Origin of the sequence: Massilia forsythiae, from assembly GCF_012849555.1 — a bacterium.
Taxonomy (GTDB): Bacteria; Pseudomonadota; Gammaproteobacteria; order Burkholderiales; family Burkholderiaceae_D; genus Telluria; species Telluria forsythiae.
In genome coordinates this window covers 1,275,726-1,295,247 of the sequence record NZ_CP051685.1, presented here as the reverse complement: position 1 = coordinate 1,295,247, position 19,522 = coordinate 1,275,726, and the positions used below count along the sequence as shown (strand labels likewise).

Sequence of the window (19,522 nt, the reverse complement as noted above, 5' to 3'; positions counted from 1 at the left end):
CGCATGTTCCACATCAAATCACTCGAACTGGTCCACTGGGATTACTGGCAGCGCATCAAGAACATCCCGCTGGACGCCAAGATCATCACCATCGCCGGCCAGAACGGCTCCGGCAAGACCACGCTGCTGGATGCGCTGCGCACCCTGTTCGGCCTGGATTGCTCGATGGGGCGCACCTACAAGCATTACGCCCGCCACTCGGGCCAGCAGAGCGCCTGGCTGCGCGCCGTGGTCGACAACAAGCCGGTCGGGCGCCAGTTGTCGAACCGTCCGTTCCGTCATTCCGGCTTTTTCAGCGACGACGAGGTCACGCTGTTCTGCCAGGTGCAGAAGAACGGCGGCGACTGGAAGCGCCAGTACCTGATGCGGCCCGGGAACGTCGAGATCGAGGAAGTCACCGACGCCACCGACTGGCTGGGCGTGGAAAACTACCGCAAGCGCCTGGCCGCGGCCGGGCTGTCGCCGGCGATGTCGAAGGTGCTGGCGCTGGAGCAGGGCGAGACCGACAAGCTGTGCGAATACGCGCCGCGCCAGTTGCTGGACCTGGTGTTCCAGGTGTTCGGCGACAAGGAAGTGCTGGACGCCTACGACGAAGCCAAGCGCCACCAGAAGGATACCGAGCTTGAACTGAAACGCTTCGAGGCCGAACTGGAAACCTCGCGCCTGAACCTGGAAGGTCTGCGGCTGCGCGTGGCCAACTACCACCAGTGGGAAGACCTGAACAAGGAACGGCAGACGCTGGTCGAGGAAGTGCTGCCCAGCCTCGAATACCACGAGGCGCGCGAAAAGGCGGCCGCCGTCGGCCGCCAGTTGCGCGAGGCGAGGAAGCCGCTGCTGCAGGCCGATTCGATCCTGACCGAACGGAGGAATGCGCTGGCGGCGCAGCAGCGCGCCTTGAGCGAAGCGCAGCAGCAGGAAACCCAGCTGGAACAGGAAGCGACCGGCCTGGCCGGCCGCCTCACGCAGGTCAACGGCAAGCTGAAACCGCTGGAAAGCCTGCTGGAGCAAAAGGAACGACTGCACAAGCTGGCGGCGAACGAGGGCGCCGACATCGCCGAGGTGGCGACCCAGCTGGAAGCCAAGGAAGCGGAGCTGCAGCGCAAGCGCCAGGAGCGCGACGCGGTGTCGGCGAAGATCGCCGGCGAGATGGCGACCATCTCGGCGCTGCAGGGCAAGAGCACGATGCCGGAACCGGAAGCCCAGCGCCAGATGCGGCGCGCGCTGCGCGATGCCGGCATCGCCCACGCCATGCTGTCGGACATCGTCGAGGTGACCAATCCGAAGTGGCAGGGCGCGGTCGAGGGCGTGCTGGGCGGCTACGCCTCGGTGGTGCTGCTGGAACGCGCCAAGGATGCGCCGGCCGCCTATAAGCTGGCGGAAAAGGAGCGATATCGCCACTTCATCGTGCCGGATTGCGTGGCGGCGCCGGTGGTGCGCGACGATACGCTCTTGTCGGTGGTGCGCTTTTCCAGCGCGGCGCCGGGCTGGCTGATCGACCAGCTGGAACGCATCGAACGCGTCGAGTCGGTCGACGCCGGCTTCCAGAGCGATTCGGACGAATGGATCACGCCGGACGCCTATCACCGCGAACGCCGCGGCGGCCGCTCGCTGTTCGTCGAACCGTCGCGCTACCGCTTCGGCGCGGCCGGCAAGACCCAGCGCCTGGAAGCGATCCAGAAATCGCTGCCGGGGCTGGAGGCGCAGGAAGACACGCTGACGCTGGCGATCAGCAAGCTGGCGGCCGACGTATCGAGCCTGCGCGTGCGCATCGCCGGCGTGGACGCGGCCAAGGAACTGGCGGCGCGCCAGGCCGAGTTCGAGGAAGCCGTGCGCGCGCTGGAGCCCTTGAAGGCCGAGCGCCTGCAGGTGGGCGCGCGCCTGGGCGAGCTGCAGGTCCTGACCAAGAGCGCGACGGTGACGCGCACCCGCGCCGACACCGTGTGGCAGAACGCGCGCATGGCGCTGTCCGAAGCCGAAGCCGGCATGCGCCTGAACAACCGCCGCCAGATCGAGCAGCGCAGCGAACACGCGCGCGACCTGCTGACGCTGCGCCGCAACTGGCGCCACGTGCCGCAGAGCTGGCGCCAGGTGCAGCAGCGCGCGGCGCTGGTGGCCAGCCACCAGAACACCCACCAGGTCAAGTTGCGCGTCGGCTCGCTCGACCATTCTCTGGCGCGCGCCGACTGGGAACAGGACGCCACCGTGATCGACCAGTACGGCCGCCTGAACGAGCAGCTGCAGGGCCGCCAAGTCGAGACCGAGGAACGCCGCTACCAGAACAACCGCGCCATCGAAGCCACGGGTAACGCGCGTGGCGCCTACATCGAGCGCCTGCGCTACACGATCAAGACCTACTCGAAGAACATCAAGGAGCTGGGAGAACTGGCCAACATCGAGGTCAACGCCGACCCGGTGCGCCTGGAAAACGACGACGTGCTGCTGGCCCAGGCCGGCCTGCACGTGCGCTTCAAGTTCGACGGCAAGGACCAGATCGGCATGAACGACGGCGAAGCCTCCGGCGGCCAGCAGGTCATGAAGTCGCTGGTGCTCCTGATCGGCCTGCTGAAGTCGGAAGAGGGTTCCGGCGGCTTCGTGTTCATCGACGAACCGTTCGCCCACCTGGACATCCGCAACATCCAGCTGGTGGGCGAGTTCTTGAAAAACACCGACGCGCAATACCTGATGACCACGCCGCTGACGCACAATACCGACGTGTACGACCCGTCCGAGCTGACGCTCATCACCAGCAAGAAGAAGAAGGATGTGCAGTGGGCGCAGCCGATCTTCGTGCTGCAGCGGCGGGCGGCGGGGGAGGCGCCGGCGGCCAAGGCGGCGTAAGCCATCGGCACGTCGTCCCCGCGCAGGCGGGGACCCATACTGAGCAACAGAATTCGGTACTTCAAGAGCTATCCAAATGGTTCAAAGATACTAGCTTTGGATACTCAGCATGGGTCCCCGCCTTCGCGGGGACGACGCTGTTTTTACGTTTGCGTGATGGATAAGGATGCATGGCTGCAGTGGCGCAGCAGTGCACATAGCTATTGGGAGCAGCGATGTCGTTCGATACGCCTTTCATCCTCACCTTCGGCACCCTGGCGGCGGCGGTGCTATCCCTGTGGTTGCCGGCCCCCGCGCTGCGCGGAAAAAACGACTGGCTGTGGGCACCCCTGCTGGCCCTGGCCGCGCTGCTCGGCGTCGCCAACGGCTTCCTGGAGTGGCAAGCGCCGCTCTGGCTGCTGCTGTTCGCGGCGCTCGCCGTGCTGGCGCGCGACACGCGGCAAACCTGGCTGCGCATTCCCCTGCTGCTGGCGACCTGCATCGCGCCGCTGCTGTTCGCCGCGCACCGCTTCCCCGGCTTCCACAACCCGGTGCTGGCCAGCGGGCTGCAGTTCTCGCCCGGCGCGCCGCCGTTCAACCTGCACGTCAACTTCGACATGGCGGCGGTCGGCGTCATCCTGATGGGCGTGTTCTGCCCGCGGGCGCGCACCGTGGCCGACTGGACCGGTATGCTGCGCCGCACCTGGCCGATCACGCTGTCGACGCTGATCGTGGTGCTGGGCCTTGGCCTGCTGCTCGGCTATGTACGCCCCGACCCGAAATGGACGCCGTATTCGCTGGCCTTCCTGTGCGGGAACCTGCTGTTTACCTGCGTGACCGAGGAAGCCTTCTTCCGCGGTGTCATCTTCGCCGCCCTGGCGCGGCGGATGGCGGCCTGGCGCTTCGGACCGGCCGCCGCCGCCATCGTGTCGGCGCTGCTGTTCGGTGCCGCGCATGCCAGGGGCGGCATGACGCTGGTGCTGCTGGCGACGATCGCCGGGCTGCACTATGCGGCGGCGTATGCCAGGTCGGCGCGCATCGAAGGCGCGATCCTGACGCACTTCGCGCTGAATGCGGTGCACTTCGTGTGCTTTACCTATCCGTATCTGGCTGGGTGAAACGCTTGCCCTTTAGCGCTAGCGCGAAACTAATCCAACTTGTATGAGGATACCCGGCGATGCGCAATCCAACGGCCGGCGTTCTATGGGCGCCGGCCGTTTTTCTATTGCAGCCTTCCTTTGCAGTGCCTACGTACCATTCCTCAGCAATGGCGGTAATAGCCGCTCACACGAGTTCCGTCTTTCCTCGTATAACCATTCACCCAGCACATGCCGCTCGATGGGGAAGTTGAGGGTGGCGTATAAATCGTCTTTTCCAGATTGACATCCGAGGCCTCGCACGGCTTGCCGTCATGATCTCGATCGAGATAGGTATGGCCCTGCAAGTAGAGCAAGATGGCGTTCGCAGGTGAAAGGGTCGAACATTTATACGTTCCTGTATCTGCAATGCTTGGTACGGATGGAGATCTTTCATATGCAATATCCGATGCACTGCATGCCAAACCGTCTTTGTCTCGATCAAGATAAGTATGTCCGGAAAAATATAAAGCCTGCGCTTTGGTTGAGTCGATAGTCGAACATGTATAAATCCCGGAGTCCGCAACGATGGCGTGAGCTGTTACCATGATTTTGGCTGGCGAGTAGCTTTTTGATGTCGCATCGTTTACCCACAAGCTCAACTCGTACTTGCCAGGCTTATCAAGTACAATTTTCGGTTTGACGGTGTTCGAACTCGTGAATTCGGAAACACTTCCATTCGGTCTGCTGGAAACGGACCAGTTGTACTGGAGTTGATCGCCATTGGCATCGGTCGAAGTCGAACCGTCGACTTCGAAAAATACGCCCACCGGCACATCGGCAGGCGCAACAGCATTCGATACTGGAATATAGGATATGCCAGGTTCTGCAAAAGCCATGCCTTTCATGATGGCCACTGCAGTCGCAGTCTGGTTTTCTGGTGACTCGGAAAAGGATATTAGAACGTCAGTTCGTTTCGTTCCAGAGCGTAGTGTACCTATCCAGAAGTTTGCCCCTGCTGCGTCTGGCTTGCGATGTAGTACATTCTGGTACAGCCGTTCGACAAAAGTCGTATCATCGCTATCAGTGCCATACAATGATTTTGACTCGGTGCTGTTCAAGAATTCGTTAGCGACTTGGGTGAGCGGAAAACCCTTGTTTTCAAGTATATCTTTCCAATAACCAAAACCTGCAACGTCAGGTGTTCGGCCAAACGCAGCTTGGTAGAGTCTGAAAAGCTGCCCTGGCAAATTATCCTTGTCAAACGTGAGAGAAATATCCTGCAAGCGGACTTCGGGCGTAGCAAGCTGAAAATTGCCGAGCTCTGCTGACTTGGCTACGCCAACCAGCTTCCCCTGCGTCCAGCCGATATCATATGCCTTACGTTCTCCAGGCGTTGTCGAGGCCAGTTTGGCAGAGGAATGTTCTGTGCTTACTGATCCAAAAAATCGCGGCTGTTCGCTGTTTTGCTCCGTGTTTGCGCCACATGCAGACAACAAAAAGGCAAAGGAGAGTGCGGTAATTTTTTTCATTGTACTTGGCAGTATTAGGCAAGATCTGACGATGGTATTGATGAGTTCACTAATTTGCCTGGATGATACCAACTATATTTTCGTGAAAACTATCCAATAATTTTACTGGCGTTGAACAAGAAATAATTTTCTATTACCGCCAATTTCCGCGTCCCAGGCTGAAAACGACTAGAAGCAGGGAAAGCCCGACGGCGCACACGACCAGCAGCAGGGCCAGCGCCACGCTGATCATGAACGTGGTCCTGTCGCGCCGGCCGGCGCCGCGCACCGCCAGCAGCGGCGCGACGGCGATCAGCAAGGCCAGCGGATGCAAGCCCAGCACGTAGCCCAGGATGCCGCCAAGGACCACCGCGGCCAGGTGCTGCAGGATGAAGCGTCCGCGTGGTCGGGACGAGGGCTTGTCTATTGCGATCATGGGCATTGTTCCGTGTGGGTCTGCAAGGTCGAGGTTCAGGAACGCGTTCCCTGTGCCCGCCACTCGGCCAGGTAATGCTGCGGCGTCCGCCCCAACAGACGCCGGAACATCCCGGTGAACGCGCTCGGACTCGCATAGCCGAGCGTGGCGGCGATGCTTCCCACGCTCGCGCCGCGCGCCAGCATCTCGAACGCGTGCGCCAGGTGCACCTGTTGCACCCACTGGCGGTAATGCAGCCCGGTCTCCTTGGGGAACAGGCGGATCAGCGTGCGCGCGCTGGCACCGATGTCCTGGGCGCCGTCTGCCAGCGGGCGCAGGCTGCCGGGATGCGCCATGATGTCGGCGCACAGCGTCTGCAGGCGGCGGTCGCGCGGCCAGGGGACGGCGATCGGCACCGTCTCCATGTCGGCCAGCTCCGACAGGATCAGCCGCGCCAGGTGCTCGCCGCGTCCGCCCAGCGGATAGTCGACCGGCTCCAGCGACAGCGCCAGGATCAGCTCGCGCAGCAGCGGACTGACTTCCAGCACCTTGCAGCCCTCGACCAGCGCGGCGGCGGTCCGGCCGTCGAAGCCGGCGGCGTCGGCCTCGATGTACAGGGCGCGCATGCTGACGCGGCTGAGCATGGTCACTTCATGCACGATGCCGGCAGCGATCAGCAGCGCGCGTCGCGGCGGGATGATCCAGACGCCGAGGTCGGTGCGCACACGCATCACGCCTTCGCTGGCGTACAGCAGCTGTACCCATGGGTGGCTGTGCGCCTCGATCAATTCGCCATGCGCGGCCATGGATGGCACGGCGGTCACGCTGCGCGGCAGCGTCAGCCATTTGAAGCGATAACGCAGGGAAGGGGCAAGTGTCACTTGGGCGACGAAAAATGGAATAGGCGTTCTGTACGCACAGTCTACACTGACCGATCCCATTACCAAGATGCCATCATGACCACGCCATCCACTTCCTCCACGCCAGCCGCCGGGGCCGGCGCGACCGCGCGGCCGGGCGCCGTGCTGCAGATCCTGTTCTCGGTCGCCTTCGTGCACCTGCTGAACGATTGCGTGCAGGCCGTGCTGCCCTCGATCTATCCGCTGTTGAAACAGCAGTTCGCGCTCAGTTTTACCCAGGTGGGCCTGATCACGCTGACCTTCCAGTGCACGGCCTCGCTGCTGCAGCCGTGGATCGGCCTGTTCACCGACAAGCGGCCGATCCCGTTCCTGCTGCCGGCCGGGATGTGCGTGACGCTGGGCGGCGTCGCCCTGCTGGCCGTGGCCGGCAGTTTCGGTATGCTGCTGCTGGCGGCCGGGATGATCGGCGTCGGTTCCTCGACCTTCCACCCGGAAGCCTCGCGCGTGGCGCGCCTGGCCTCGGGCGGGCGCTTCGGTTTCGCCCAGTCGCTGTTCCAGGTCGGCGGCAATCTCGGCTCGGCGCTGGGGCCGCTGCTGGCCGCCGCGATCATCGTCGGCCGCGGCCAGGGCCGGATCGCCTGGTTCACGCTCCTGACGCTGCTGGCGGTGCTGGTGCTGGTGGGCGTCAGCCGCTGGTACGGCAGCCACCTGGCCAACGCGCCGCGCAAGGCAGCGCTGCACGCCGGGCCGGGCCTGCCGCGCGCGCGCGTGATCGGCGCGCTGGCGGTGCTGGCCATGCTGGTGTTCTCGAAATACATCTACATGGCCAGCCTGTCGAGCTACTACACCTTCTACCTGATCGAGAAGTTCCACATGCCGGTCGGCACCGCGCAGATGTACCTGTTCACCTTCCTGGCGGCGGTGGCGGCCGGCACCTTTGCCGGCGGGCCGATCGGCGACCGCATCGGCAGGAAACGCGTGATCTGGGTGTCGATCCTGGGCGCGGCGCCATTCACGCTGGCGCTGCCGTATGCCGACCTGTTCTGGACCGGCGTGCTGTCGGTGGTGATCGGGCTGGTGATGTCGTCGGCGTTTTCCGCCATCGTGGTGTTCGCGCAGGAGCTGGTGCCGGGCAAGGTCGGCATGATCGCCGGCGTGTTCTTCGGCCTGATGTTCGGCATCAGCGGCATCGGCGCCGCGGCCATGGGCCACATCGCCGACGTCGCCGGCATCGAGACCGTGTACCGCCTCGCCTCGTTCCTGCCGCTGCTGGGCATCCTGGCGGCGCTGCTGCCGCGCATGGAGTCGGCCAAGCGCTAGCGCGCGTTCATCCCGCCAGCGCCTGCAGCAGGTAGGCCGTATCGCGGCGCAGGATCGATTCGTTGAAGGCCAGCTGCACCTTGCCGTCGCCGACCTTCGCGATGCGCACGTTGGCGCGCTGCAGGCGCTGTTCCAGCCCGGCCAGGCGCTGCGGCGCGATCTCCAGCGTGGCCAGGTTGCTGCCGTCCTCGACGCGGCGCACCGTGAACCCCGGCGTGCCGGCCAGTGCCGCCAGCAGGCGTTCCCCGGCCGCGCGCACGTCGGCAAAACGCTGTTCGACGCCGTCCAGCGTATCCAGCGCCGGCAGCGCCGCCTGCCAGCCGTGGTAGAGGGTGCCGCCGAACACGTGGCGCAGCGCGCGCGCCCGCGCCATCGTTGCCTTCGCGCCGGACAGCACGCCGCCGAACGGCGCGCCCAGGTATTTGTAGAGCGAGACGTAGACCGTGTCGAAGTGCGCGCAATACGGTTTCACGGCGAAGCCGGCCATGCCGCTCATCAGGAGCAGGCGCGCGCCGTCCAGGTGCAGCGGAATATTGTTTGATCTGGCCAGGCGCGCGATGTCCGCCACCAGCGCCGGGCGCAGCGTCGCGCCCTGGGCGCGCCGCACCGGGCTTTCCAGGGCGATGGCGCCGACCTTGATCGGATACGGGCCGACCTCGGCGCGCTCGATGGCGGCGCCGACTTCGTCCAGCGTGGGCGCGGCGCGTCCGGGCGCCAGCGGCACCAGGTTGATGCCGCTGAGCGTGGTCACGGTGTTCGATTCGTCGCGGTAGACGTGGCTTTCCTGCTGCACCAACGCGTGGCGCGCTTCGCCGCACAGCAGGCGCAGGGCGATGTGGTTGGCCAGCGTCCCGGTCGGCATGAACACCGTGTCTTCCTTGCCGAGCAGGGCGGAGAATTTGGCTTCCAGTTCGGCGACGGCGCCGCCGGCCAGGTAGCCGTCGACCGGCTTCGCATGCCGGTCGAGCAGGGCTTGCAGGCGCGCCGGTTCGGCGGCAGGGTTGCGCGGCAGGGCGTCGCCGGCCAGCATGACCAGGGTGTCGTAGTCGGTGATGGGGGCCGGAGTTGTTGCGCTGGCGGCTGCGGCGCCGTACTGGGCCTGGGCATGGCCGGCGGCCAGGCCGAGCGAGGCGAGCGGGACGGCGCTCAGGAAGTTGCGGCGGTTGAGGGGCATGGCATCTCCGGAAAATGAGGAACGTTACGCCAAATTGATCGTCGCCGGCTTCAAAACGTCGTCCCCGCGAAGGCGGGGACCCATGCTGAATGTCCCAAGTCGGTATCGTTGGAGCAATCGCTTTGTTCCCGATTACCGAATTCTGTTGCTCGGTATGGGTCCCCGCCTTCGCGGGGACGACGTTGCTGGCTTATTCGACGCTCAACTGGAACGGCGCCGCCGGCAGGTCGTCGCCGTCGAACAGGTTGACGATCGGCGCGTCGGCCCAGGCGTAGCGTACCGACGTGACCCCCGCCGTGTTGGCGCCCTTGAGCACGACGCGCTCGCCCGCCACGCCGGCGTCGGCATAGCGGCAGACGCTGCCGGCGCAGGTCTCGAAGCCGAGCGCCTTGTCCGACGAGTAGGTCGCCAGTGCGCCATGGACGTTCCTGAAGGCGACGACGATGTCGGCGCCGCTGCGGCGTGCCGACAGCGCTTCCGGCCCGCCGGGCGCGGTTGCATCGCCGTAGGCCAGCGCGCGCGCCGCGCGCGCCAGGCGCTCGCCGACGATGGTCTTCTGGGTCGGATGGATGTCGGTGCGGTCGCCGACGTCGAGCGTCACGGCCAGCGCGGCGTGGCGGTCTTCACGGACGGCGGCCGCCTGCGCCTCGCGCAGTTCGGCCCAGGCCGACGGGCCGGGCGCCTTGGCGGGCGCGCCGAACGACGTCAGCTGCACCACCAGGAAAGGCAGTGCGGGCTGGCCGAAGCGGGTGCGCCAGTCGCGCATCAGGAGCGGCAGCAGGCTGCGGTATTCGTCGGCCGCCAGCGCGTTCGATTCGCCCTGGTACCAGGCCGCCAGCTTGAATTTGTAGCCGGCCAGCGGCGCGATCATGCCGTTGTACAGCGTGCTCAAGCTGGTCGGCACGTCCCATGGCGCCGCCGGCACCGACAGGCCCGCCAGGCGCGTGCCGGTGCGGTATTTCCAGCTTGGGGGCAGCGCGATGAATTGCCCGTCCGCGGTGCGCACGCCGCGCTTGTCCGGCTGGCCGGTGAGGCCGCCGCCCTGGCCGCCGCCCAGCACGCGCACGGCCACCAGGTTGCGGCCGGCCTTGAACACGCCCTTCGGCACCGGGTAGTCGCGCCACATCCAGCCGGTGCTGCCCCCGCCCACGCGCACGCCGTTGACCCAGGTGGTGTCGTAGGTGTCGACCGGGCCCAGTTGCAGCGCGTCGGCCTGCTCGGCCTGCGCCTGCGTCAGCGTGACCTCGGTGCGGAACCAGGCCACGCCGTCGAAGCCGGCCAGGTCCGCCGCGCCGCTGTCCTTCCAGGAACCGGCGGGCGTGATGCTGCGCCAGGCCGCATCGTCGTGGCCAGGCGCGTTCCAGGCGCGCTGGGTGCGCGCCGCCGGGTCGTGCGCATCCCACCAGGCTTCGATGCGCGCTTCCTCGTCCTTCATGGCGGCGGCCGGGTCGGCGGCCAGCTTGGCGACGGCATCGACGCCGGCCGCATGGGCGGGCAGGGTGCGCAGCGACGTGGCGCCGATCCAGCCCTGGATCGTGGTGCCGCCCCAGCTGGCGTTGATGAAGCCGACCGGCACCTTGTAGCGGCCCTGCAGCGAGCGCGCCATGTAGTAGCACACGGCGGAGGCGTCGCCGATGGTCTCGGGCGACGCCACCTTCCAGGCCGCCGGCTGTTTCAGTTCGTCCTGCGGCGTGGGAGAACTCAGCTTTTCCACGTTCAGGAAGCGCAGGTTCGGGTTGCCGGCCGCGTTGGTGTTGGACCAGGCGTTGGTCGAATTGCGTACCGCGAATTCCATGTTCGACTGGCCGGAGCACAGGTAGACATCGCCGACCATGATGTCGCCCAGGCTGGCCGTCTGGCCGCTGCCGCTGCTGACGCTCAGCGTGTAGGGGCCGCCGGCGGCCATGCGCGGCAGGCGGATGCGCCATTTGCCGTGGGCGTCGGCCGTGCCGGCTGCGCTGCGGCCGTTCAGCGACAGCGTCAGCTTGCTGCCGGCGCCGGCCGTGCCCCATACCTCGATCGGCTCGCCGCGCTGCAGCACCGCGTGCTCGCCGAACACGCGTGCGAACGCGGGTGCCGTTGCCTGCGTTGCCTGCGCTGCCTGCGCCGGCGTCCACGCGCCGATGCCGGCCACCACGGCGAGCGCGCCGGCCTCGATGGAGAATAGGCGGATACCGGCCAGTCTCGTATGGGTCATTCCTGTCTCCTGGTCGCGTGCGGGCTGCGCGCCCGCTATGTAATGTTTGCGCTAATCATTTGTTAGCGGAATAATGTTATACCAATTCACACCATTATTAGAAAAAAGGAGACGATTCCATGCCCCGACCGAAAACCGTGGCGCCCTTGCGCGCCGTCGCCCTGGCGGCCCTGCTGTGCGCCGGCCACGCCGGTGTGGCCGCCGCCGCTGCCGATACTGCCCCAGCCGGCTATCCATTCCGCGACACCGGCCTGGCGCCGGCCGCGCGCATCGCCAGCATGCTGTCCCTGATGACGGTGGACGAGAAGATAGATGCGCTGTCGACCAATTCCGGCGTGCCGCGCCTGGGCATCCCGAGCTTCGGCAGCACCGAAGGCATCCACGGCATCGTCCAGCGCGGGGACCAGGAACACGAGAAGCAGCGCATCACGACCACGCAGTTCCCGCAGCCGCCCGGCATGGGCGCCAGCTGGGACCCGGCGCTGGTGCGCCAGGCCGGCGCGGTGCAATCGCTTGAAGCGCGCTACATCTCGCAGAGCGCGAAGTACGGCAAGCCGGGCCAGCCGGGCCTGGCCGGCAAGCCGGTCCTGATGCAGTGGGGACCGCAGTCCGACCTGGCGCGCGACCCGCGCTGGGGCCGCAGCGAAGAAGTGTACGGCGAAGACCCGTTCCTGGTCGGGACCATGGCGGCGGCCTTCGTCCAGGGCATCCAGGGCGACGACCCGCATTATTGGCGCGGCGCCGCGCTGTTGAAGCACTTCCTGGCCAACAGCAACGAGAACGGGCGCGGCAATTCCTCGTCCGACTTCGACGAGCGCCTGTTCCACGAATACTACGCAGTGCCGTTCCGCATGGGCTTCCAGGAGGGCGGTGCGCGCGCGCTGATGGCCGCCTACAATGCCTGGAACGGCACGCCGATGGGCGTGCATCCGTTGTTGAACGATCTGGTGATCAAGCAGTGGGGTGCGGACGTGGTCTCCAGCGACGGCGGCGCCATCGGCAACCTGGTCAAACTGTATAAACGGTATCCGGACCAGAAGGCGGCCGCGGTGGCGGGCCTGAAGGCCGGCATCAACCAGTACCTCGACACCTACAAGGAGGAGCTGCGCGCCGCCGTCAGGGAGGGAACGGTTACCGAGGCCGAGCTCGACGCCGCACTGGCGCGCAAGTTCCGCGTCACCCTGAAGCTCGGCCTGCTCGACCCGGCCGCGAACAACCCGTACGCCGCCATCAAGGACGGCCAGGAACCGTGGCAGGGCGAGGCGCACCAGGCGGTGTCGCTGCAAATGGCGCTGGAATCGATCGTGCTGCTCAAGAACGAGCGCGCCGCGCTGCCGCTGTCGCGCGCCGGCATCAAGAGCATCGCCGTGATCGGCCCGCATGCCGACAGCGTGCACTGGGACTGGTACGGCGGCATTCCGCCGCACAAGGTGACGGCGCTGGACGGCATCCGCGCGGCGCTCGGGCCCGGCGTCAAGGTCAACTATGCCGCGGACAACGCCGGCGACGCCGCGGTGAAGGCGGCGCGCACGTCGGACGTGGCGGTGGTCGTGGTCGGCAACGATCCGACCTGCGGGCCGAACATGGGCAAGGAATGGACCGACGCCGGCACCAAGCCGTGCAGCGATCCCGGCGACGGCCGCGAGGGGCGCGACCGCGAGACCCTGGCGCTGGCGCAGGAAGCGCTGGTGAAACAGGTGCTGGCCGCCAATCCGCGTACGGTGATGGTGCTGGTGTCGAGCTTCCCGTACACCATCAACTGGTCCAAGGAGCACGTGCCGGCGATCGTGCAGATGGCGCATTCGTCGCAGGACCAGGGCAGCGCGCTGGCGCAGGTGCTGTTCGGCGACTACAACCCGGGCGGCAAATTGACCGTCACCTGGCCGGCCTCGATGGCGCAGCTGCCGCCGATGATGGACTACGACATCCGCCACGGCCGCACCTACATGTACGCGAAGCAGGCGCCGCTGTTCCCGTTCGGGCACGGCTTGAGCTACACGACGTTCACGTACGCCAACCTGCGCGTCGGCGTGCCGGGGGCACCGGCATCGGCAGCGGCGTCGGCTTCGGCGGCGCTGGCGAAGGGCGGCAGCGTCGACGTCGATGTCGACGTCGGCAATACCGGCAAGGTGGCGGGCGACAGCATGGTACAGCTGTATGCGGCGTGGCCGCAGTCGAAGGTCGCGCGTCCGCGCCAGGCGCTGGTCGGCTTCCAGCGCGTGCATCTGCAGCCGGGCGAGCGCCGCACCGTGCGCATCGCGCTGCCGGCGTCGCGCCTGGCGTACTGGGACGGCGCGCGCGGCAAGTGGGAAGTCGAGGCGGCGCCGGTCGAGTTGCGCGTCGGTGAATCGTCGGCGGCGATCCGCTTGACGCGCAGGGTCGACGTGCGTTGAGGGTGAGCGGCGCCCATCATTCGAGCGGCAGCGCGACCCGTTTGCCGTCTTCCTCCGCCGCGTGCGCGGGGACGTCGACATGCGGCCGCACCAGGTGATGCGCGATCACCGCCCGCGCCGCTTCTCCGATGGCGCGCCAGTGTTCGCGCCGCATGGCCGCGCGCTTGCGGTGCTTGGCCGGCGTCTCCGACAGCGGTTTCAAGCGGTGCTGCAGGTCGATCAGCCAGGCGCGCCCTTCGCCGGCCACGCCGCCCAGCGCCTGCCAGAAACCGTCGTAGGCATTCGTGAAGCGCGCCTGGTCGGCCGGGCGGCAGGCGCTCTGCCACTCGGCCTTGACCGCCGCCGCCTGCGCCATGCCGAGCCCCTCGGCGATGCCCTGCAGCGCGGCGAAGCAGAAGAAGCTGGGAGAATTGTGCGGAAAGGCGCGCTCGAAGGCGTCGAAGGCATCGGCGGCGTCGGCGCGGTGGCCCTGGTTGCGCGCGATGAAGGGCACCAGCGCGGGCGCGGATGCCGGCGCCGCGGCCAGTCCCGCGAACGCACGGCCGGTCCAGCTGAACGACAGCCGGTGCAGGCACTTGCCGCCGGCGCTGGCGGTCAAGGTCAGGTCGCCCTCGGCGTTCAGGCGCGATGCCATCTCCAGCGCGATCACGAACTGCGTGGCGCCGCTGCCGTGGCGCCACAGCACCAGGCCGCCGTTCAGGTAGACCGCGCGCTTGTAGGCGGCGTCGAACGTGGCGTCCTCGAAGCGGTAGTGGGTGCGCGCGCATTCCAGCCGCTGGCGCGGCGACAGGCCCTTGGCCAGGTAGTGGCGGTGGCTGAGGTGGTGGAACACGTCGTCGTGGGCACGCGTCAGGTAGCGGCGGTAGATGTCCAGCGCCAGCAACTGGCGGTGGGCGCGGTAGAACAGCAGCACGCGCGCGCTGCGCGCGACGCAGGCCAGCCAGGACGCCAGCGGGAAGTGGCGCCTGGCGTACCAATGGCGGCCGAGATAAGCGAAGACCATCGCATGCTCCGTCGATTATTGTCTAGATGACAATTATCTGCTTTATGCGGAACGCTGCCTTGGAGTGCGACAAACGACGCGGACGCCGGGCCGGACGGCCGTCACATGCGCCCGATTTCCTTGCGCTTCTGCATGCGCCAGCGCATCAGGCCGGCCGAGTAGGTGGCGAAGTAGCCGGCAGTCAGGCCCAGGCAATACATGGTCAGCGGGCTGTCGGAAAAGCGCGGGTTCGGCTGGTTGCTGCCCTGGTTCATGTAGATCTCGATGCCGAGGTAGATCACGCGCGCCACCAGCACCATCGCAATCAGGACGCCCAGGCGCGGATCCGGCGTGAAGTAATAGCCCTCGTCGGTATCGCTGAAACGGGTGCGGCGCAGGCCGTACACGCCCAGCAGGATGCCGAACACGGCGCCGCCGGCCAGCGCCACCAGCGCGTAGGCTTGGCCGGCGAGGCTGGCGGCCGGCACCAGCACCATGGCGCCGAACACAAGCAGGCCGGTGTAGTGGCGCGACATGATCGAACGCTGGCGCTGCATCTGGGTCTTGAGGCGCGAATAGATGCGCCACACCAGGACGGGAACGAGGACGATGAGGGCGAGGGTGGTGACGGTCATTGCGGGAGGGATCGGGGAACGGTGCGGCGGCGCCAGGCCAGCAGGCCGACGGCGAAGGTCATGTAGTAGCCGGCGAGGATGCCGAAGATGAACAGGGTCAAGGGACTGGCCACGAATTCCTGGTGCGCGAACGAGCCCATCGCATAGTATTCGTAGGCGCGCCAGGCCATGCGGCCCATGAACAGCAGGGCCACCAGCATGCCGATCGGCGCGAACGGCGTGAAGTAGAAATCCTCGCCCTGCTGCTCGAACTGGGTGCGTTTCACCGCCATGCGGCCCAGCACGATGCCCAGCGGCAGGCCGAGCGCCAGGCCGGCCAGCGCGATCGTGGAGGTGCCCAGCGCGACGATGGCCAAGGCAACCAGCAGCAGGGGAAAGAACACCAGCGTCGTGCGGTGGCGCCACAGCTTCGAGCGCTGGCGGGTCGTCAGCCGCTTGATGCGGCTGTACATGCGCCACAGGACCAGCGGGACCACGACGGCGGCAACGACGGGGGGTGGCAACATGACGGTTCCTTTCTGGTTCCTTGCTGTCGAATCTGCCATTGTAATCCAGCCGGGCGTCACCGATGTGCGGGCCGTGGTAATGTTTTCGGTCCATTTCGGCCTGTGCCGGCCGCGCCACGGCGACCATGTCGTGCGGTGTCCTTATGCCCGGCCGCAGGCTTTTCTGCCATCTTGTCCGTCACAGCCACCAGGAGAATCCGGATGATGCCATTCCCTCTGCACGCCCACCGCGCCCCCGACCCATCCCCCATCGAGGAGCCGCCGGCCGATCCGTTCGACCCGGCCGATCCGCACCAGGCGCCGATCCGCACCCCGTTCAACGACGAGCCGCCGACCGATCCGAACCCGAGCGTCGGACGCCTGTTGCACTGAACCGCCATCCACGGCACTGCATGGGCGGAAGACGCATCCCGTGCGGTCTTCCATCATGTTGCATCGATCGGCTATCTTGCATTGACGCCATCTTTTCTGCCGATTTATATTTAGATAAATTTCTAATTAAACATTGGTGAGGAGAACGGATGGCATCCACTTCACAAAGGCTGCTGGGCGCCGCGGTCATGGCGGTTGCGGTAGCCGGCCAGGCCGCCGAAGTACGCGAGCAGGCGATCGTGCTGGACACGGCGGGCGGCGCCATCGCCGGCACACTGGCCTTGCCGGATACGAAGACCAAGCCGCTGGTGGTATTGATCATCGCCGGTTCCGGGCCGACCGATCGCGATGGCAACAACAGCCTTGCCGGCCGCAACGACAGCCTCAAACTGCTGGCTGCGGCGCTGGCCGAAGGCGGGGTGGCGTCGGTGCGCTACGACAAGCGCGGCATAGGTGCCAGCCGCGCCGCGGCCCCGAGCGAAGCGGCACTGCGCTTCGATACCTACGTCGACGACGCGGCGGCCTGGGTGGCAAAGCTGCAAGCCGATGCGCGCTTTGCCGCGCCGGTACTGCTCGGCCACAGCGAAGGCGCGTTGATCGCGACGGTGGCGGCGCGGCGCGGCGGGGCGGCGGCGCTGGTATCGGTCGCCGGCGTCGCCCGCCGTCCCGGCGCCATCCTGCGCACCCAACTGGCCGGCAAGCTGCCGCCCGACCTGGCGGCTGCCAACGAGCGCATCCTGGCGGGACTGGAGCAGGGCGCCACCACGCAGGACGTGCCGCCCGCGCTGGCCGCCTTTTACCGCCCCAGCGTCCAGCCCTACCTGATCTCGTGGATGCAGTACGACCCGGCCGCACAGCTGGCCGCGCTCAAGTTGCCGACGCTGATCGTGCAGGGCACCACCGACATCCAGGTCGGCGCCGGCGAGGCGAGCGCGCTCAAGGCAGCCAGGCCGGACGCGGTGCTGGCGCTGGTGCCCGGCATGAACCATGTGCTCAAGGCGGTGCCGGCCGATCCGCAGAAACAGCTCGCATCGTATGCCGATCCGGCACTGCCGCTGGCGCCGCAACTGGCAGGCATCATCCTGGACTTCCTGCGCGGACTGCCGGCGGCTCAGCGGTAGCGCTGACAATACAACGCAGTGTGGACTCGGCCGGCGAGGCGGCTTTGCCGTCCACGCGTTCAACGAACGTCTGCGCCATTTGCACGCGTGGACGGGAAACCCATCTGGTCCGCCACGTCCACCGTATCGCCAATCTTGCCGCACATGAAGTGGAGGGTAGGCGTCGTCATGTCGGCACCATCGTCGAGGTGGTGGACGCGGCGACCAGTGCGCGCACCTTGGCCGCATCGTCCGGGGTGGCGGGATTGTAGACGACCATCGACAGGTCGGGCCGGCCGTCGACGGCGAACGACGAATATTCCATGGCCAGCAGTCCGGCCACCGGATGGCGCAACTGCTTGGTGCCTTCGCCGTAGGCGCGCACGTCCTGGCCGCGCCACATGGCGTCGAAGTCGGCGCTTCTCCGCGACAGCTCGCGCACCAGTTCCGCCGCGTGGTCCTGCATGCCCGCGCGCGCGACGTCGGCGCGGAAGGCGGCCACGGCGAAACGGGCCACCGCTTCCCAATCGAGCTGGCGGGCGCGGTTGTGCGGGTCGAGGAAGATGCGGCGCAGGATGTTGCGCTGTTCCGGCGGCAAGTCGTCGCGGTAGTCGAACACCGCGGCGGCGGGACGGTTCCATGCCACCAGGTCCCAGTTCAGGGTCTTGACGAAGGCCGGGCTGTCCGGCAGCGCATCCAGCACGCGCTGGATGCGCGGCGACAGCGCGGCCCCGAGCGGGTAACGCGGCTCGGGCGGGCGGCCCAGTCCCAGCAGGAACAGGTGCTCGCGCTCGACCTCCGTCAGCAGCAGCGCGCCGGCGATGCGTTCCAGCACCTCGCCTGACGGCGCGCCGCCGCGCCCTTGCTCCAGCCAGGTGTACCAAGTGGCGCTGATGCTGGCGCGCTGCGCCACCTCCTCGCGGCGCAGGCCGGGCGTGCGCCGGCGCGCGGCGCCGTAGCCGAGGGAGGCCGCATCCAGGCGCGCGCGGCGATCCTTCAGATAGGCGCCCAGCGGATTGTGGTCGACGGCGGCGCTTGGCATCCTGTTAGTCCTCATACCGGTATGAAGCCACTACTTTACCCGGATGCGCGCCGCGTCGATAGTAGCCGCATTCACTCAACCATCAGGAGCAACCCATGCGTGTTTTCGTTACCGGCGCCACCGGATTCGTCGGCTCGGCCGTCGTGCAGGAATTGCTGGCCGCCGGCCACCGGGTGCTCGGCCTGGCCCGCTCGCCGGAAGGCGCGGCGGCGCTGGCGGCGGCCGGGGCCGAGGTCCACCATGGATCGCTGGCCGACCTGCCCAGCCTGCACAGCGGCGCCAGCGCGGCCGACGGCGTCATCCATACCGGTTTTACGCACGACTTCAGCCGCTTCGCCGCGAGTTGCGAGCAGGACCGGCTGGCGATCGAAGCGCTCGGCGCGGCGCTGGCAGGGTCGCAGCGGCCGCTGCTGGTGACGGCGGGTCTGGCCGGCCTGGCGCCGGGACGGCTGGCGACCGAGAACGATGCGGCGCCGCCGGCCAGCGCCGCCTATCCGCGCGCCTCGGAACAGACCGCCGACGCGCTGGCGTCGCGCGGCGTGCACGCGTCCACGGTGCGGCTGCCGCCTTCCGTGCACGGCGAGGGCGATCATGGCTTCGTGCCGATGCTGATCGGTATCGCCCGCGAAAAAGGCATCTCGGCGTATGCCGGCGAGGGCGCCAACCGCTGGGCGGCGGTGCACCGGCTGGACGCCGCGCGCCTGTTCCGCCTGGCGCTGGAGCACGGCGCGCGCGCCGCGCATTACCACGCCATCGCCGACGAGGGCGTGCCGTTCCGGGATATCGCCGCGGTCATCGCGCGCCGCCTCGGCCTGCCGCTGGCAGCCAGGATGGGCGAGGAAGCCGCCGCGCACTTCGGCTGGTTCGCGCATTTCGCCGCCATGGACATGGCCGGCACGAGCCGGGAAACACGCGACTTGCTGGGCTGGGCGCCCACGCAGTGCGGTCTTGTCGAGGATATCGATAGCGAGCGCTATTTCCCGATCTAAAACCGGGGTCAGAGCCCGATTTTTGGAAAGATATCGACAACAATTTCATTGCCGTGATTTTGTTTTCTAATCCATTCACAAGCGCGGACTGGATCGAAAGAAATTGCCAAAAATCGGGCTCTGACCCCGGTTT

16 protein-coding genes are annotated in these 19,522 nt (G+C 67.0%); 7 read left to right on the top strand and 9 right to left on the bottom strand.

What is annotated here, in order from left to right:
- The first annotated feature begins 3 nt into the window (after positions 1–3).
- Both HH212_RS05525 and HH212_RS05520 read left to right on the top strand, forming a co-directional pair.
- Complete coding sequence (locus HH212_RS05525; RefSeq protein ID WP_169434475.1) at positions 4–2,838, top strand: ATP-binding protein; 2,835 nt, start codon at positions 4–6, stop codon at positions 2,836–2,838.
- Between the two features lie 215 nt (positions 2,839–3,053).
- Positions 3,054–3,935, top strand: coding sequence for a CPBP family intramembrane glutamic endopeptidase (locus HH212_RS05520; RefSeq protein WP_169434474.1), 882 nt, complete (start codon positions 3,054–3,056; stop codon positions 3,933–3,935).
- A 143-nt stretch (positions 3,936–4,078) separates the two neighbouring features.
- Here HH212_RS05520 and HH212_RS05515 read toward each other — a convergent pair whose 3' ends face one another.
- The 3 genes from HH212_RS05515 to HH212_RS05505 all read right to left on the bottom strand — a co-directional run bounded on the left by HH212_RS05515 (position 4,079) and on the right by HH212_RS05505 (position 6,700).
- A complete protein-coding gene (locus HH212_RS05515) occupies positions 4,079–5,425 on the bottom strand; it encodes a DUF4214 domain-containing protein (protein ID WP_169434473.1) in 1,347 nt (448 codons plus the stop codon).
- 133 nt (positions 5,426–5,558) lie between these two features.
- Positions 5,559–5,840: a hypothetical protein gene (locus HH212_RS05510; protein WP_169434472.1), complete on the bottom strand. Its 282-nt coding sequence runs from the start codon at positions 5,838–5,840 to the stop codon at positions 5,559–5,561.
- A gap of 35 nt (positions 5,841–5,875) precedes the next feature.
- The gene (locus tag HH212_RS05505) at positions 5,876–6,700 is read right to left on the bottom strand and encodes an AraC family transcriptional regulator (protein ID WP_229217584.1); all 825 of its coding nucleotides are present in this window, start codon (positions 6,698–6,700) and stop codon (positions 5,876–5,878) included.
- A 144-nt stretch (positions 6,701–6,844) separates the two neighbouring features.
- Between HH212_RS05505 and HH212_RS05500 the strand changes: the two genes are divergently transcribed.
- Complete coding sequence (locus tag HH212_RS05500; RefSeq protein WP_229217718.1) at positions 6,845–7,999, top strand: MFS transporter; 1,155 nt, start codon at positions 6,845–6,847, stop codon at positions 7,997–7,999.
- 7 nt (positions 8,000–8,006) lie between these two features.
- Here HH212_RS05500 and HH212_RS05495 read toward each other — a convergent pair whose 3' ends face one another.
- Positions 8,007–9,173 (bottom strand): threonine aldolase family protein, encoded by a 1,167-nt coding sequence (locus tag HH212_RS05495; protein ID WP_169434466.1) that lies wholly within the window; start codon positions 9,171–9,173, stop codon positions 8,007–8,009.
- A 190-nt stretch (positions 9,174–9,363) separates the two neighbouring features.
- The gene (locus HH212_RS05490; protein WP_169434465.1) at positions 9,364–11,370 is read right to left on the bottom strand and encodes a sialate O-acetylesterase; all 2,007 of its coding nucleotides are present in this window, start codon (positions 11,368–11,370) and stop codon (positions 9,364–9,366) included.
- A 119-nt stretch (positions 11,371–11,489) separates the two neighbouring features.
- Here HH212_RS05490 and HH212_RS05485 point away from each other — a divergent pair, with 119 nt between their 5' ends.
- Positions 11,490–13,763 carry a glycoside hydrolase family 3 C-terminal domain-containing protein gene (locus HH212_RS05485; RefSeq protein ID WP_169434463.1) on the top strand — a complete coding sequence of 758 codons (2,274 nt, stop codon included), beginning with the start codon at positions 11,490–11,492 and terminating at the stop codon, positions 13,761–13,763.
- A 16-nt stretch (positions 13,764–13,779) separates the two neighbouring features.
- Here the strand turns inward: HH212_RS05485 and HH212_RS05480 are convergent, their stop codons facing one another.
- The 3 genes from HH212_RS05480 to HH212_RS05470 all read right to left on the bottom strand — a co-directional run bounded on the left by HH212_RS05480 (position 13,780) and on the right by HH212_RS05470 (position 15,886).
- Positions 13,780–14,766 carry a DUF535 family protein gene (locus HH212_RS05480; RefSeq protein ID WP_169434461.1) on the bottom strand — a complete coding sequence of 329 codons (987 nt, stop codon included), beginning with the start codon at positions 14,764–14,766 and terminating at the stop codon, positions 13,780–13,782.
- A gap of 101 nt (positions 14,767–14,867) precedes the next feature.
- A complete protein-coding gene (locus tag HH212_RS05475; protein ID WP_169434459.1) occupies positions 14,868–15,380 on the bottom strand; it encodes a CcdC protein domain-containing protein in 513 nt (170 codons plus the stop codon).
- Positions 15,377–15,886, bottom strand: a complete 510-nt coding sequence (locus HH212_RS05470; RefSeq protein ID WP_169434457.1) for a CcdC protein domain-containing protein — start codon at positions 15,884–15,886, stop codon at positions 15,377–15,379. The genes HH212_RS05475 and HH212_RS05470 overlap by 4 nt, the downstream gene beginning before the upstream one ends.
- 201 nt (positions 15,887–16,087) lie before the next feature.
- Between HH212_RS05470 and HH212_RS05465 the strand changes: the two genes are divergently transcribed.
- Both HH212_RS05465 and HH212_RS05460 read left to right on the top strand, forming a co-directional pair.
- Positions 16,088–16,258 (top strand): hypothetical protein, encoded by a 171-nt coding sequence (locus tag HH212_RS05465; protein WP_169434456.1) that lies wholly within the window; start codon positions 16,088–16,090, stop codon positions 16,256–16,258.
- Between the two features lie 149 nt (positions 16,259–16,407).
- The gene (locus tag HH212_RS05460; RefSeq protein WP_169434454.1) at positions 16,408–17,379 is read left to right on the top strand and encodes an alpha/beta hydrolase; all 972 of its coding nucleotides are present in this window, start codon (positions 16,408–16,410) and stop codon (positions 17,377–17,379) included.
- A gap of 166 nt (positions 17,380–17,545) precedes the next feature.
- Here the strand turns inward: HH212_RS05460 and HH212_RS05455 are convergent, their stop codons facing one another.
- Entirely contained in the window at positions 17,546–18,400 is an 855-nt protein-coding gene (locus HH212_RS05455; protein ID WP_169434452.1) for a helix-turn-helix transcriptional regulator, read from the bottom strand.
- Positions 18,401–18,495: 95 nt separating this feature from the next.
- Here HH212_RS05455 and HH212_RS05450 point away from each other — a divergent pair, with 95 nt between their 5' ends.
- Entirely contained in the window at positions 18,496–19,389 is an 894-nt protein-coding gene (locus HH212_RS05450) for an SDR family oxidoreductase (protein ID WP_169434451.1), read from the top strand.
- Positions 19,390–19,522: the final 133 nt, after the last annotated feature.